The sequence below is a fragment of the Streptomyces sp. NPDC107575 genome, assembly GCF_055657265.1.
Genome location: NZ_JBVKBG010000005.1, coordinates 769,365 through 781,798 on the forward strand (window position 1 = coordinate 769,365; position 12,434 = coordinate 781,798).

Annotated in this window: 12 protein-coding genes; 2 read left to right on the top strand and 10 right to left on the bottom strand. The window is 72.8% G+C overall.

What is annotated here, in order from left to right:
* Positions 1-46 precede the first annotated feature (46 nt).
* Together ACZ7L4_RS28270 and ACZ7L4_RS28275 are read right to left on the bottom strand one after the other, a co-directional pair.
* Positions 47-982 carry a pentapeptide repeat-containing protein gene (locus ACZ7L4_RS28270; RefSeq protein ID WP_472106910.1) on the bottom strand — a complete coding sequence of 312 codons (936 nt, stop codon included), beginning with the start codon at positions 980-982 and terminating at the stop codon, positions 47-49.
* Between the two features lie 38 nt (positions 983-1,020).
* Positions 1,021-1,878 carry an SDR family oxidoreductase gene (locus ACZ7L4_RS28275; RefSeq protein WP_472106912.1) on the bottom strand — a complete coding sequence of 286 codons (858 nt, stop codon included), beginning with the start codon at positions 1,876-1,878 and terminating at the stop codon, positions 1,021-1,023.
* A gap of 137 nt (positions 1,879-2,015) precedes the next feature.
* Here ACZ7L4_RS28275 and ACZ7L4_RS28280 point away from each other — a divergent pair, with 137 nt between their 5' ends.
* The gene (locus ACZ7L4_RS28280; RefSeq protein WP_472107377.1) at positions 2,016-2,369 is read left to right on the top strand and encodes a winged helix-turn-helix transcriptional regulator; all 354 of its coding nucleotides are present in this window, start codon (positions 2,016-2,018) and stop codon (positions 2,367-2,369) included.
* A 70-nt stretch (positions 2,370-2,439) separates the two neighbouring features.
* Here ACZ7L4_RS28280 and ACZ7L4_RS28285 read toward each other — a convergent pair whose 3' ends face one another.
* On the bottom strand, positions 2,440-2,664 hold the full coding sequence (locus ACZ7L4_RS28285) for a hypothetical protein (protein WP_472106914.1): 225 nt from the start codon (positions 2,662-2,664) through the stop codon (positions 2,440-2,442).
* A 170-nt stretch (positions 2,665-2,834) separates the two neighbouring features.
* Positions 2,835-3,212, bottom strand: a complete 378-nt coding sequence (locus ACZ7L4_RS28290) for a MerR family transcriptional regulator (RefSeq protein WP_472106916.1) — start codon at positions 3,210-3,212, stop codon at positions 2,835-2,837.
* 75 nt (positions 3,213-3,287) lie between these two features.
* On the opposite strand from ACZ7L4_RS28290, the gene ACZ7L4_RS28295 reads away from it, so the two are divergent.
* A complete protein-coding gene (locus ACZ7L4_RS28295) occupies positions 3,288-4,016 on the top strand; it encodes an SDR family oxidoreductase (protein ID WP_472106918.1) in 729 nt (242 codons plus the stop codon).
* Here ACZ7L4_RS28295 and ACZ7L4_RS28300 read toward each other — a convergent pair.
* The 6 genes from ACZ7L4_RS28300 to ACZ7L4_RS28325 all read right to left on the bottom strand — a co-directional run bounded on the left by ACZ7L4_RS28300 (position 3,970) and on the right by ACZ7L4_RS28325 (position 12,422).
* Complete coding sequence (locus ACZ7L4_RS28300) at positions 3,970-6,120, bottom strand: SpoIIE family protein phosphatase (protein WP_472106920.1); 2,151 nt, start codon at positions 6,118-6,120, stop codon at positions 3,970-3,972. The genes ACZ7L4_RS28295 and ACZ7L4_RS28300 overlap by 47 nt on opposite strands.
* Before the next feature lie 225 nt (positions 6,121-6,345).
* Positions 6,346-6,990 (bottom strand): DUF4352 domain-containing protein, encoded by a 645-nt coding sequence (locus tag ACZ7L4_RS28305; RefSeq protein ID WP_472106922.1) that lies wholly within the window; start codon positions 6,988-6,990, stop codon positions 6,346-6,348.
* Positions 6,991-7,161: 171 nt separating this feature from the next.
* Positions 7,162-8,259, bottom strand: a complete 1,098-nt coding sequence (locus ACZ7L4_RS28310; protein WP_472106924.1) for a peptidase C39 family protein — start codon at positions 8,257-8,259, stop codon at positions 7,162-7,164.
* On the bottom strand, positions 8,256-10,373 hold the full coding sequence (locus tag ACZ7L4_RS28315) for an iron ABC transporter permease (protein WP_472107379.1): 2,118 nt from the start codon (positions 10,371-10,373) through the stop codon (positions 8,256-8,258). The genes ACZ7L4_RS28310 and ACZ7L4_RS28315 overlap by 4 nt, the downstream gene beginning before the upstream one ends.
* A gap of 14 nt (positions 10,374-10,387) precedes the next feature.
* Positions 10,388-11,452 (bottom strand): iron-siderophore ABC transporter substrate-binding protein, encoded by a 1,065-nt coding sequence (locus tag ACZ7L4_RS28320; RefSeq protein WP_472106926.1) that lies wholly within the window; start codon positions 11,450-11,452, stop codon positions 10,388-10,390.
* A 103-nt stretch (positions 11,453-11,555) separates the two neighbouring features.
* A complete protein-coding gene (locus ACZ7L4_RS28325) occupies positions 11,556-12,422 on the bottom strand; it encodes an ABC transporter ATP-binding protein (RefSeq protein ID WP_472106928.1) in 867 nt (288 codons plus the stop codon).
* Positions 12,423-12,434: the final 12 nt, after the last annotated feature.

The following is a 12,434-nucleotide window of genomic DNA, read 5'->3' on the forward strand; positions in this document are numbered from 1 at the left end:
GTAGCCGATCATGCGCATAAAGTGCACGTGAGGAGAGCGGCACCGGTCAGGCGTCCGGCGGCGGGTCCCCCGTGCCGAGCTTCCGGGTGATGCGGCGGACGAAGACGTCGGCCTCCGCAGGGGTGATCTCGACGTGGTCGTCGTCGTTGTGGCCGAGCGCGTGGCGGCGCAGGTACTCCGTCGTCCGCCAGCGCAGGTTCCGGGTGAAGGCCTCGTCACGGACGAGGTTTCCGGCCCGGCGGCGACGTACGACTCCTGCCGGATTGTCGCGCGAGAACCCGTCCCCGACGCGCGCGTAGTACGTCGTCGTGTCCGCGGGCGAGTTCAGCACCTCCACCGCCGCACCCCGCCCGGCGAGCCACAACTCCAGGGCGAGGCCCGCGAGTTCACGTCGACCGTCGCCGCTGCCGGTGACGTATGCGGGGCCGTAGACGCTGCCGCACAGGCCCTCAAGGCGGGCGCTCTCGTCGAGGACCACGTGGAAACTCGTCCGGGACACGCTCGCCCCGCGCAGATCGGCGCCCTGCAGCAGGGTGGCGCCCAGCAGGGAGGCGCCGTTCAGGCGCGCGCCCGCGAAACACGCCCGGCGGGCGTCGACCTCGTACAGGTCCGCGCTGCCCAGGTCGGCTCCCGACAGGTCCGCGTCGCGCAGCACCGTCTCCGCCAGCTCGGCCTTGACCAGGCAGGCGCCGGTCAGCACCGCGCCGGTGAGGTCCGACCAGCCGAGGTTCGCCCGGTACAGGTCGGCGTCCTTCAGCACGATGCCGTGGGCCGTCGACGGGCACAGCAGCGCGCTGCCCAGGTCGGCGCCGGACAGGTCGGCGCCCGACAGGTCCAGGTACGTGGCGTCCAGGGTGACGTCCAACTCGGAGGCCGCCCAGTCGGCGAGGACCGCGGCCGCTTCGGCGTCGGCCGGTGCGGTGCGCATGTGCCGCCCGGCGTATCCGGGCGGCCCGGAGGAGTCCCGTTCGGTGTCCGTCACGCCCCGACTTTACAAAGCGGGCCCGTCGGCAAGGAGGCTTACCGCAGCGCCTCGGCGACGGCGTCGGCGATCGGCGTGGTGGGTCGGCCGATGAGGCGGGCCAGGTCGCCGTTCTGCCGGGCGAGCAGCCCCTTCTCGACCGCGGTGTCGACGCCCACGAGGATGTCGGCGAACGGGGCGGGGAGTCCGGCGCCGAGCAGGATCTCCCGGTTCTGCTCGGGCGTGACGGCCCGGTAGACGATCTCCTTGCCGGACTGCCGAGCGACCTCGGCGGCGTACTCGGCGAGCGACCACGCGACGTCGCCGCTCAGCTCGTACGTCTTGCCCTCGTGACCCTCGCCGGTCAGTACGGCGACGGCGGCCGCCGCGAAGTCGGCGCGCGAGGCGGAGGCGAAGCGGCCCTCGCCCGCGTTCGCCACGACGGCTCCGTGCTCCAGGACCGGGGCCAGGTTCTCGGTGAAGTTCTCGTGGTACCAGCCGTTGCGCAGGAAGGTGTACGGCAGGCCCGAGTCGAGGATCGCCTGCTCGGTGACCTTGTGCTCGGCGGCGAGCTCGAAGTCGGCGTCCGGGCCGCCGAGCACACCGGTGTAGGCGAGGAGCGCGACGCCCGCCGCCTTCGCGGCGTCGATCACGGCCTGGTGCTGGGCGACGCGCTGCCCGACCTCGCTGCCGGAGACCAGCAGCACGCGGTCGCCCGCGCGGAAGGCGTCCGCGAGCGTCCCGGGGGCGCTGTAGTCGGCGACGCGCAGCTCGACGCCCCGGTCCGCGAGGTCCGCGGCCCTGTCCTTGTCCCGCACGACGGCGGCGATCTGGGCGGCGGGGACACCGGCGTCCAGCAATCCCGTGACGACCAGACGGCCGAGCTTCCCGGTGGCGCCGGTGACGACGTAACTCATGTCTCAAATCTCCTTGATCAGCGGTTCTCCTTCACCGTAAAACGGGTACTAAGAATTCGTAAGTACCCACTTTGAAGTAAGGTACTGGTGTGAAGGTGAGCAGGGTACGGGAGTGGACGACGACGACCGACGAGGGCATGTGTCCGCAGCGTCTGGTCCTGGAGCATGTCACCAGCCGGTGGGGCGTCCTCGCGCTGCTCGCCCTTGAGGAGCGCTCGTACCGGTTCAGCGAGCTGCGCCGCGAGATCGGCGGCGTCAGCGAGAAGATGCTCGCGCAGACGCTGCAGACCCTGGAGCGCGACGGCGTGGTCCACCGCGACGCCAAGCCCGTGATCCCGCCCCGCGTCGACTACTCGCTCACCGAACTCGGCCGCGAGGCCGCCGCGCAGGTCCGCGCGCTCGCGGACTGGACGGACCGGCGCCTTCCCGAGGTGACGGCGGCGCGCGCGGCGTACGACGAGACGAAGAGCGCCGAACAGGGGCGTACGTGACCATCGCCGGGTCCCGCGGCTCCGCGACCTCGCCGACGTCGAAGGTTCACGTCCAGGGGTTCTCCGGCTGTCACCGCTCCGTGCGCCGGTCGGCTGCGCGGTCGACCTCGGACCGCGCCTCCTCGTACTGCTCGCGGGAGCTCTCACGGGCCTTCTCGGGGATGCCCGCTTCGCGCTCGTCCTCGCGCGTGCGACGCTCGAGTTCCTCCGCGTCGGGCCGCAGGGGCATTCCCCGGCCGTGACCCGTTTCCGGGTCGCCTTCGACCTTCTTGTTGGACTTGTGGTGACCCGACATGTCTCCTCCTGAATGCCGGTCCGAGGTGCCGCTGTGGAAGGGCTCGTCACGCGGCCGGACCGGGGAGTTCGCACGGCGGCTCCGTCAGTGGCCGTCCGAGGGGATGCGTTCCACTGAATCGCGATGTCCGCTCCGCCGCAAACGGAGTGCGGGGAGCGGCGACACCGCGCCTACGGGTGGCTGTCCGCGATCGCGATGACCTCGTCGAGGCGGTCCAGGGCGGCCTGCAGGTCGTCGACCTTGGCCTGGATGCGGTCCCGCTCGTCGTGCAGCATGGCGCGCTGCTCGGCGTCGGTGCGCCCGGAGTTCCAGCACGGGAGGAGTTCCGCGATCCTTCGGCTGGTGAGTCCTGCGGCGTACATCTGCTGGAAGAAGCGCACCAGGGTGACGGCGTCCTGCCGGTACAGGCGCTGGCCGGACGGGCTGCGCTCCGCAACGAGGAGGCCCTGCTGCTCGTAGTAGCGCACGGCGCGCACCGAGACGCCTGCGCCCCGCGCCACCTCTCCGATGCGGATCAGCCGCTCGGCCGCGGGCACCGTGACGGTCATGGCGGTCCCTCCCACCTCGGTCCTGACGTGCAGCACTTGCCCCTGACGTCAACGTCAGGTTTTAGCGTACCGGGCATGGACATCAACAACTCAGTTGCCCTGGTCACCGGTGCCAACCGTGGCCTGGGCCGTGCCTTCGCCCAGCGTCTGCTCGACCGGGGTGCCCGCAAGGTCTACGCGGCGGCCCGCCGCCCGGAGACCGTGGACCTGCCCGGGGTCGTGGCGCTGCCCCTCGACATCACCGATCCGGCATCCGTACGGGCCGCCGCCGAGGCCGCCCCGGACGTCTCGCTGCTGGTCAACAACGCGGGGATCCAGACGGGGACGGACCTGGTGACCGGCTCGCTGGACGCGGTGCGCCGCGAGCTGGAGACCAATGTGTTCGGTCACCTGGGCATGATCCGGGAGTTCGCGCCCGTGCTCGCCGGGAGCGGTGGGGGCGCGATCGTCAACGTCCTGTCCGCCATGTCGTGGTTCGGTGGCGCGGGCGCCAATGCGTACCACCTGACCAAGGCCGCCGCCTGGGCGATGACCAACGGCGTCCGCCTCGAACTCGCCGAGCAGGGCACGCTCGTGACGGCGGTGCACCTCGGCCTTGCCGACACCGACATGGCCGCGGGCTGGCCCGTGGCCAAGATCGCGCCCGCGGACCTGGCCGACGCGGCGCTCGACGGTGTCGAGGCGGGTTCCGCCGAGGTCCTCGCCGACCAGTGGAGCCGGGACGTCAAGGCTCGACTGCCGCTGGCGCCCGAGGAGTTCAACGCCGCGATGGACCGCGCCCTGACGGCGCTGACGGCGGCCTGAGGGCTCCTGGCGACAGCCGGCCCGCCGCACCGTCGCGCTGGGCGACGAGCAGGGCGATGTCGTCGCGGGCCCCGGGGTGGCGCAGGTGTTCCAGGAGGTGGTCGCAGGACTCCTCCAGGGGCCGGTGGTCGGCGAGGAGGCCGAGGAGCACCTGGATGCGGGTGTCGATGGCGTCGCCCCGGGTCTCGACCAGGCCGTCGGTGTACAGCACGAGTCGGCTGCCCGGGTCGAGGGTGAAGTCCCGCGCGGTGTACACCGAATCGCCAAGACCCAGCGGCGCACCCGGGTCCATCTCGACGGCTTCGGCGCGGCCGTCGGGGTGGGCCAGGACGGGCGGTAGGTGTCCTGCCGTGGCGATCCGGCAGTGGCCGGTGGCCGGCTCGCAGATGACGTAGCTGCAGGTGACGAACGAGGAGCCGTCGAGCTCGGCGCTGAGGCGGTCGAGCTGGTGCAGCACCTGGCAGGGTGTGAGGTCGAGTTGGGCGAGGGTGCGGGTGGCGGTGCGCAGTTGACCCATGGTGGCCGCGGCGTTGATCCCGCTGCCCATCACGTCCCCGATCACCAGGGCGGTCCGCTCGTCGGGCAGGGGCAGTACGTCGAACCAGTCCCCGCCGATCCCGGAGGCGTCGTCGGCCGGACGGTACCGGGTGGCTATCTCCAACCCCGGCCTGTGGGTGGCCCGTTGGGGCAGCAGGCTGCGCTGGAGCGCGAGGGCGGTGTCGCGTTCGTGGCGGTACCAGCGTCCGTTGTCGATGCAGATCGCCGCGCGGTCGGCCAGCTCGCAGGCGAAGGCGCAGTCCTCGGCGTCGAAGGGGCGCGGGTTGCTGACGCGCAGGAGCGAGAGGGCGCCGAGGACGACGCCGTGCGCGGTCAGGGGCACGGCCAGGTAGGAGTGGGCGCCGGCCCGGGCGAGGGTGGACGAGTCCGGGTTCGTGCCGAGCCGCCGTAAGGTGTCGGCCGTCAGCTCCGGCACCAGGACCGGACGCCCCGTGGTCACGCACTCGGTCACCAGCCGGTCGGCCGCGTACACCGCCGCCTCGCCGACCGGGTCGGCGGCCCGGACGGCATCGCTGGGAGGCCGGGCGGCGACGGCGAGCGGGCGGAAGGCGGCGCCCTGCCCGGTGTCCGGCACAGCGGGATCGACCCCGGTGAAGATGACGTCCAGGACGTCCACCGCGGCCACGTCGGCCAGGTCCGTCACGGCGATGTCCGCGAGGTCGCGCGCGGTGCGCTCCATGTCGAGCGTGGAGCCGATGCGCACCCCGGCGTCCGCCAGCGTGGCCAGGCGCCTGCGGGCGCGGGCGGCCTCGACGGCGGCCTGGTGCCGTTCGGTGTCGTCGATGACGGCGGCGGCCACCCCGATGACGCGCCCGCGGGTGTCCTGCAGCCGGTAGTACGAGGTGGACCACGCGTGCTCGCGCTCGGGGTCGGGATCGTACGGGGTGGTGCTCGAGGTGAGCTGGTCCAGCATCGGTTTCCCGGTGTCGAGCACGTGGCGCAGCGCCGCCTCGATCGGGGTGGTGTCCATGAAGGGCAGGACGTCCGCGGGGCGCAGGCCGACGCATTCCGCGGCCGGTGTGCCGTGGAACTTCTCGAGCGCGGGGTTGATGAGCCGGTAGCGCAGCTCGGTGTCGAAGACCGCGAGGCCGATGGGCGAGTGGTAGAACAACGGCGCCGTCAGCGCGAGGCCGGTCTCCACCTCGCGCAGCTGCGTCTGGTCGGTGGCGATGCCCAGCGCGTAGATCCGGCCTTCGATGTCCTTGAGCGGCACATTGCGGAATTCCGCCTGGCACACCGTGCCGTTCTTGCACCGGATGGGGAATCCGCCGGCCCACGGCTCGCCGTCGAGGACGCGCTGGAACCACTCCCGCACCTGCGGCGCGTGTTCCGGCTCTACGAGGAGGTCCTCCGCGCTCTGCCCGAGGGCCTCCGCGGCGCTGTAGCCGAACAGCCGCTCCGCCTCGGGGCTCCACAGCGTGATCCGGCCCTCGACGTCCAGGACCACGGCGGCCACGCCCAGCAGGTCGAGCAGGCCGCCGGGGGCGGAGAACACGTCGCCGTCGCGCGCCTCGGTCGGCCCGATCGTGAAGCCGTACTCAGTCACGCCGCCCACCGCCTTCGCACACCAGGCGACCGGCGAAGCCGGATCGCCTGCATTCCAGCATGTCGCGGGCCGCCGCACAACGCACATCCGCGAACCGGTCGGCCACCACGATCGCCGCCGACCCGCCCCTGTCGCGCTGCGGGGCGGGTCGGCGACGGTGTGTGATCGTGCGCGCGGCCCGGGCGGTGCGGCGGCGCGGGCGGGCCGGTCCCGTACGGGGCGTCGTCAGTCCAGCGGGGTGTCGAAGTTCTTCGCGGGGATGGACTTGCCGTCGGAGGTCTTGGCCGCGAGGCGCTTGTAGCGCAGCACGAGCTTCTGCGTGTCCTTGTCCGGCGTGAAGACGATCCAACCGGTGCTGGTCTTGCCCGTCTTGGCGTCCTCCAGCGGCTCGTACCCGGCCGCCTTCACCTCGTCGTCCAGGATGGTGGTGCTGGCCTGGTCGATGCCGTTGGACATGCCCGTCAGGCGGAAGCTGGTCGACCCGAAGCTGGTGTAGTACTTCGCGCTCGCGGTCACCTTCACATTGACCAGGACCACCTTCTCGTTCTCGAGCGCCGAGAACTTGGACTTCGCGGCCGCGGAGGGCTGGAAGTCGGGGACGTACTTGAGGACGGTGGCCTTGTGGCCCATCGCGTCGTCCTCGAACGACTTGTTCACCGTCTTGGGCGTGCCGGCGCTCGCACCCTCGGAGCCCTCGGCGCCCTCGGCGGATTCCGACGGGGAGGCGGCGTCGGCCGTCGCGGACGCGGAGCGCGTCGGCGTGGGGTCGGACGCGGCGTCGGTCTTGTCGGAGTCACCTCCGCACGCGGTGAGCAGTGCGCCGCAGGCGACAACGGCGACGGCGGCAGACAGAGACGTACGAACACGCATGAAGAAGGGTCCCCCTGGACTCACAGCTGGTCACCGGCGGCACAGTTGCACGCCGGACCCATCATGTACCTGTCGGACATGGCGCAGTGACTCTACCCCGAGAACTCGGCCACCGTGGCCGGAGACCGGCGGGGGCCGGCAACGGCTGCCGCCGCCCTGCTCGTTGGTGCCTCACGCGCGCGGCGGCCGTCCGACGGTCACGGCGCCGCGGAAGCTTGCCGCCGAGACGCTCGCCATCGTGTCGAGCGAGGCGTCGGGAACGGGCAGCAGATGGGCGTCGACCCAGGTGTCGCCCTTCTCCGCGCCGGCCCACGGATCCTCGACGACGACGGCGCCGGGGACGACGCCGTGGCAGAGCACCCAGTGCGGCACGTCGAAGCCCTGCATCGCGGCGAGCGAGAGCAGGAGCAGCACGTGGTCGCCCCGGCCGATCGTCGCGCGGACGTCGTCGATGGAGAGGCGGTGCCCGTCGACCGGGACTCCGGTCCCTGCGGCCTGCGTACGTGACTCGCGTTGCAGCAGGGCGCGCCACTCCTGGTCGGCTTCCGGGAGGTGGTCGAGCAGCACGGGGTGGTCCACGTCGAGGTGCACGGTGACCGGGGCCGAAGGCCATGCCCGGCGTACGGCGACGCCCAGGCCGACGGGCTCGCAGGCGAGGAAGTTGGTCGCGTCGCGCCACAGCGTCAGCTCCGCCCGGCGGTCGAGGGCGTCCAACGACACTTCCCCCGCGTGGACTTGGGCGACGAGGGCGGTGACCGCGCCGCACGTGAAGTGCGTGCTCTGGCCGTAGTACGGGAGTTCCGGCACCGCTCCCCCGTGCATCCAGCGCACGTAGCCGGTGGTGGGGCCCGCGGCGTCCTCCGGTGGTGCGATCGGCGGCCGCAGTGGTGTGAAGCCGGCGGCCGCGGCCTCCTCGCAACTGGCGGTCCAGCCTTCCCACTTGACCTGCGCGAGCCCCTGCTCGCGCGCGTGGGCGACGACGGCCGCGACAGCCGCCGGTACGTCGCCGACCGCGTCGACGATCTTCAGGTACGCCGTGCCGGGGCGCGCCGACACGAGCGCGGCGGCGGTCCAGTGCGCGCCGTCCGGGACGGCCACGAGGTGCGGGGCGTGGGCGGAGCGGTCGACCGTGTGCCAGCGCTCGGGCACCTCGAGGTGTGCCAGCCGCTCGACCGGGCTCGGCGAGGTCTCGGGCTCGTACGGGACGACGGTGAAGTGCTGCACGGGCGTTTCCTTTTGGGGCGAGGTCCTGTGGTCGGGCGGCGTCATGCGCGGGACTGCCGCAGCACCCACACGAAGTACGGGGCGCCGACCAGGGCGATCATGAGGCCCGCCGGCATCTGGGAGGGTGCGACGACCGTGCGGCCGAGCGCGTCGGCCACGCAGACCAGCACCGCGCCGAGCAGCATCGCGACCGGGATCGCGCGGCTGTGCCGGGCGCCCACCAGGGAGCGGGCGAGGTGCGGGGCGACGAGTCCCACGAAGCCGACGACACCGACCGCGATCACGCTGAGCGCCGCGAGCACCGCGGCGATCGCCAGCGCGGTCAGGCGGGTGCGCTCGACCTTGACGCCGACGATGCGTGGTGTGTCCTCGTCGACGGCGAGCAGGTCGAGCCGCTCGCGCATGGCCAGCAGCACGGGGAGCGCGAGGGCCAGGGCCACCGCGACCGGTACGACGTCGGGCAGCGTCCGGCCGTAGGTCGTACCGGAGAGCCAGGTGAAGATGCGGGGCGTGTTGTACGGGTCGGCGCGCAGGAGCAGGAATGTGGTGACGGCGCTCAGCCCGTACCCGCAGCCAATGCCGATCAGGACGAACCGGTCGGGCAGGAAGCCGCCGCGCCAGGACAGCAGGGCAACCATCGCGAACGTGGCGAGCCCCGCCGCGACCGCCACCGCGACGAGCACCGGCTGCCCGCCCGGCAGGCCCGAGGTGACGACGCTCGCCGCGCCGAGCCCGGCGCCCGCCGTGATGCCCAGGATTCCGGGCTCCGCCAGCGGATTGCGGACGGCGCCCTGGACGACACATCCGGCCAGCCCGAGCGCCGCGCCCGCGCACACCGCGGCGGTCACCCGCGGGACCCGGTCGTCGAGCGCCTGGCCGATCAGGTCGGGGGCCAGGCCCTGGGCCCAGAGGACGATGTCTCCCGTACGCAGCCAGAGACTGCCCGCGAGGACCGCCACGACGGCCGCCGCCACCAGTAGTGCCACGGCGCCGAGCACGACGAGGAGGAACGCGCGGCGCGACCGTGCGGCGATCCGGGCACGCGGGGGGCGCGGGGCCTGGCCCGTGTCCCGCAGCCGCAGCGCGAGTGCCACGATCACCACGGCGCCGAGCAGCGCGGTCGGCACACCGGTGGGGATGGCGGCGGCCCCGTCCGCGCCCTGCACCGCGCGCAGGCCCGCGTCCGCGAGCAGGATGAGCAGCGCGCCGAGCAGCCCGGCGGCCGGCACCGCGTACAGGTGTCGGCGCAGTGCCCGCACCCGTCCGGCGAGGAGGCGGACCAGGACGGGGGCGCCGAGGCCGACGAAGCCGATCGGTCCCGCGAGGGTCACCGCCGTGCTGGTCAGCAGAACCGCGCAGAGCACGGCCGTCACCCGGGTGGCACGGACCGGGACGCCGAGGGTGGCCGCGGTGTCGTCGCCGAGGTTCATCACGTCGAGGCGCCGGGACAGCGCCAGGGCGAGACACAGCACCAAGGCCACCAACGGCCAGGCGCGCACGGCCGCGTCGATGTTCAGCTGCGCGAGCGAACCGCTCCCCCACGCGAACAGGCCGGTGGTGTTCTGGTTGAACAGGATGAGGAGCGCGCCCGTCGCCGCGTCCAGGGCCATCGCGATGGCCGAACCGGCGAGGACGAGGCGGGTGCCCGCGGTGCCCGCGGCCCGCCCCGCGAGCAGCAGGACGAGCGCCGCCGCGGCCAGTCCGCCGGTGAAGGCGACGGCGCCCGAGGCCCACAGCGGGACGGCGAGGCCGAAGGCGGCGACGAGGGTGAGGGTGAAGTAGGCCCCGGCCGTGACCGCGAGGGTGTCGGGCGAGGCGAGGGCGTTGTGCGTGACGGACTGGAGCAGCGCTCCGGCGGCGCCGAGCGCCACACCGACCGCGATGCCCGCGAACAGCCGCGGCAGCCGCGAGCCGGTGAAGATCTCACCGACCGGCGCCCCACCGGCGTGCTCGCGTCCGCCGGCGAGACACCGCAGCAGGTCGCCGACGCCGACGCCCGAAGTCCCCTGCGTCAGGTGCCACATGCCGACCAGGACGGTCGCGGCGAGCAGGGCCGCGAGGACGGCCATGCCGGTGGGGCCGCCGCCGCGCTCGGGGCGCGGGAGCGGGGTGCCTCCGGCGGGTGACGGTGTGGTGGGCGTCCGCCGTGGCGCGCCCACTTCTTGCCGTGCGCTCACTTCTTGTCGAGCACGTCGACGTACGCGTCGATCGCCTGCGCGCAGGAGCGCGGGCCGCCGGCGCCCCACACCCGGGCCGGGAAGGAGTGCGCGCGGCCCTCCTTGACGGCGGGGATGGTCTTCCAGATCGGGTTCTTCTTCAGCGCGGAGACATAGCCGCCGGCGCCTTCGTCGTTGGCGTAGAAGAGGTTGGCGTCGCCCACGGCGGTGAGGCCCTCGACGTCGGTCTGGGCGAGGCCGTAGGACTTGTCGACGCCGCCGTCCCCGTGGTCCTTGTTGACGGCCTTGGTCCAGGCCGGGTTCATGCCGAGTTCCTTGCCTATCTCGGTGAACAGGGCGCCGTCGCTGTACGGGCGGACGGTGAGGTTGCCGCCCTGCAGCCATCCGTCGAAGAACAGGAAGTCCTTCGTGGGCAGGTCGGCGTCGGTGACCTTCTTCTTCGCCGTCGCGAGGTGGTCGTCGAACTCCTTGAGCACCTGGTCGGCCCGCTCGGTGCGGCCGGTCGCCTTGCCGATCATGCTGAACACGTCGCGCATGTTGCCGATCGGGTCCTTCGGGTCGGCGCCCTTGGTGACGAGCACGGGGACCTTGCGCTTCTCCAGCTTCTTGACGGTCTCGTCGTCGGCGTCGAAGGCCTCCACGACCACGAGGTCGGGCTTCGCCGCGTAGAGGGTGTCGAGGTCGGGCTCCTCACGGGTGCCAATGTCGGTGACACCCTTCGGCAGCTTCTCCGCGCTGACCCAGGTGCTGTATCCCTTCGCGTCGGACACGGCGGTGGGGGTGACGCACAGCGTCAGGGCGTCCTCGACCTGCTGCCACTCCAGGACCGCGATCCGCTTGGCGGGCTTGTCGAGCCGCACGGTGCGGCCGACGCCGTCCTTGAAGGAGACCGGCTTCGTGGAGGTGGCCGTGGTGTCGGAGGCGCAGTCCTTCGAGGCGGGCGAGGCACTGGCGCCGCCGGCGTCGGCGGACGTGTCGACGTCCGTGGTGCCGCAGGCCGTCGCGGCGAGGAGGACGAGCCCGGTGGAGGCGGACGCCGCCAGGAGACGGGCACGGTTCATGAAGGGGCCTCTTTCTGTGAGGTGTTCGCGGTGCGCGCCGGTGATGTGTGCGCGGCGCGTACTCGTGATGTGTGCGCGGTACGGGAGGGTGAGGCGTTCCGCCTCAGGCGGAGCGGTGCCCGACGGGGTCGATACGAAGGCGTCCGGTGCGGGGGTCCACCTCGACCTCGACCCGGATGTCGTAGACCTCGCCGATGTTGGCTGCCGTGAGGACGTCGGCGGGGGCGCCCGCCGCGTGCACCCGGCCGCAGTGCATGAGGACCAGCGTGTCCGCGACGCGGGAGGCGTGGTCGAGATCGTGCAGCACGATGCCGACCGCGATGCCGTGCTCCTCGACGAGCTCGCGGACCAGGTCGAGCGTCTCGAACTGGTAGCGCAGGTCGAGGTGGTTGGTGGGTTCGTCGAGCAGGACGACGCCGGTGTCCTGGGCCAGGCAGGCGGCGAGCCACACGCGCTGCATCTCGCCTCCGGAGAGTTCACCGACGGGCCGGGCGGCCATGTCCCGCACGCCGGTGACACCCATGGCGTGGTCGACGGCGGCCCGGTCGTCGGAGGTCGGTCCCCCGAAGCCGCGGCGGTAGGGGTGGCGTCCGAAGGCCACGACCTCCGCGACCGTCAGCCCTTGGGGCGCGGGCCTCGACTGCGAGAACAGGGTGACCTCACGGGCGAACTGGCGGGCGCCGAGCAGCGCCGCGTCGCGCTCCGGCCCGCCGTCGGGGCCGGCGAGCGTCACCCGGCCGCCCTCCACCCGGTGCAGCCGGGACAGCGCGCGCAGCAGCGTGGACTTCCCGCTGCCGTTGGGCCCCACCAGGGCGGTCACGCGGCCGGGCGACAGGTCGACCGAGACACCATGGACCACCGTCCTGCCGTCGTAACTGAGCACCAGATCGCGCCCGTTGAGAGCGGCGGTCGCAGGTGTGTCGACAGCCGCGACCGAACGCTCGGTGGGTCTGCGGGGGCGCGTGAACATCGGTGGGTCCCG

What these genes read in the sequence shown, in the direction of transcription:
- ACZ7L4_RS28305 (WP_472106922.1), bottom strand. Translation starts at nt 6,990, where the DNA reads ATGCGTGTTCGTACGTCTCTGTCTGCCGCCGTCGCCGTTGTCGCCTGC.
- ACZ7L4_RS28290 (WP_472106916.1), bottom strand. Translation starts at nt 3,212, where the DNA reads ATGACCGTCACGGTGCCCGCGGCCGAGCGGCTGATCCGCATCGGAGAG.
- ACZ7L4_RS28295 (WP_472106918.1), top strand. Translation starts at nt 3,288, where the DNA reads ATGGACATCAACAACTCAGTTGCCCTGGTCACCGGTGCCAACCGTGGC.
- ACZ7L4_RS28275 (WP_472106912.1), bottom strand. Translation starts at nt 1,878, where the DNA reads ATGAGTTACGTCGTCACCGGCGCCACCGGGAAGCTCGGCCGTCTGGTC.
- ACZ7L4_RS28325 (WP_472106928.1), bottom strand. Translation starts at nt 12,422, where the DNA reads ATGTTCACGCGCCCCCGCAGACCCACCGAGCGTTCGGTCGCGGCTGTC.
- ACZ7L4_RS28280 (WP_472107377.1), top strand. Translation starts at nt 2,016, where the DNA reads ATGTGTCCGCAGCGTCTGGTCCTGGAGCATGTCACCAGCCGGTGGGGC.
- ACZ7L4_RS28320 (WP_472106926.1), bottom strand. Translation starts at nt 11,452, where the DNA reads ATGAACCGTGCCCGTCTCCTGGCGGCGTCCGCCTCCACCGGGCTCGTC.
- ACZ7L4_RS28285 (WP_472106914.1), bottom strand. Translation starts at nt 2,664, where the DNA reads ATGTCGGGTCACCACAAGTCCAACAAGAAGGTCGAAGGCGACCCGGAA.
- ACZ7L4_RS28310 (WP_472106924.1), bottom strand. Translation starts at nt 8,259, where the DNA reads ATGACGCCGCCCGACCACAGGACCTCGCCCCAAAAGGAAACGCCCGTG.